At 50.7% G+C, this 821-nt stretch carries 8 tRNA genes; all 8 read left to right on the top strand.

What is annotated here, in order from left to right:
- The first annotated feature begins 46 nt into the window (after positions 1–46).
- A tRNA-Gly gene (locus tag AC6CH1_RS19230) sits at positions 47–121 on the top strand.
- Positions 122–125: 4 nt separating this feature from the next.
- A tRNA-Leu gene (locus tag AC6CH1_RS19225) sits at positions 126–214 on the top strand.
- Positions 215–241: 27 nt separating this feature from the next.
- A tRNA-Arg gene (locus AC6CH1_RS19220) sits at positions 242–318 on the top strand.
- A gap of 23 nt (positions 319–341) precedes the next feature.
- Positions 342–418, top strand: a tRNA-Pro gene (locus AC6CH1_RS19215).
- 8 nt (positions 419–426) lie between these two features.
- Positions 427–502: transfer RNA gene (locus AC6CH1_RS19210), tRNA-Ala, on the top strand.
- 19 nt (positions 503–521) lie between these two features.
- A tRNA-Ser gene (locus AC6CH1_RS19205) sits at positions 522–614 on the top strand.
- A 26-nt stretch (positions 615–640) separates the two neighbouring features.
- Positions 641–716 (top strand) — tRNA-Asp (locus AC6CH1_RS19200).
- Positions 717–726: 10 nt separating this feature from the next.
- Positions 727–802, top strand: a tRNA-Phe gene (locus AC6CH1_RS19195).
- Positions 803–821: the final 19 nt, after the last annotated feature.

Raw genomic sequence — 821 nt, 5'->3', positions numbered from 1 at the left:
TATAAAATTATACATACTGTCAGAGTAAATAGATCTTAAGCATTTTGCGGAAGTAGTTCAGTGGTAGAACACCACCTTGCCAAGGTGGGGGTCGCGAGTTCGAACCTCGTCTTCCGCTCCAAAATGCCGGGGTGGCGGAACTGGCAGACGCACAGGACTTAAAATCCTGCGGTGAGTGATCACCGTGCCGGTTCGATTCCGGCCCTCGGCACCATTTTATAAATCTTATCTCTAATAATGCGCGCCCGTAGCTCAATTGGATAGAGCGTCTGACTACGGATCAGAAGGTTGTGGGTTCGACTCCTGCCGGGCGCGCCATAATATATTTTTACTGACATATTCGGAATGTAGCTCAGCTTGGTAGAGCACTTGGTTTGGGACCAAGGGGTCGTAGGTTCGAATCCTGTCATTCCGACCATTATTAATGGGGCCTTAGCTCAGCTGGGAGAGCGCCTGCCTTGCACGCAGGAGGTCAGCGGTTCGATCCCGCTAGGCTCCACCATTTATATTTTATTCCCTTTGGAGGTATACCCAAGTCTGGCTGAAGGGATCGGTCTTGAAAACCGACAGGCGGGTAACACCGCGCGGGGGTTCGAATCCCTCTACCTCCTCCATTTTTAATATTTTTACTTTAGATGTTGGTCCCGTGGTGTAGCGGTTAACATGCCTGCCTGTCACGCAGGAGATCGCCGGTTCGATCCCGGTCGGGACCGCCATTTTTTTTATGGGTTTGTAGCTCAGTTGGTAGAGCATTAGATTGAAGCTCTAAGTGTCGGCGGTTCGATTCCGTCCAAACCCACCATACTATGGGCCTATAGCTC

This window comes from Solibacillus sp. GQ1, assembly GCF_059758555.1.
Note: the sequence above shows the minus strand (reverse complement) of the source record. Positions and strands in the feature narration are given on the sequence as shown.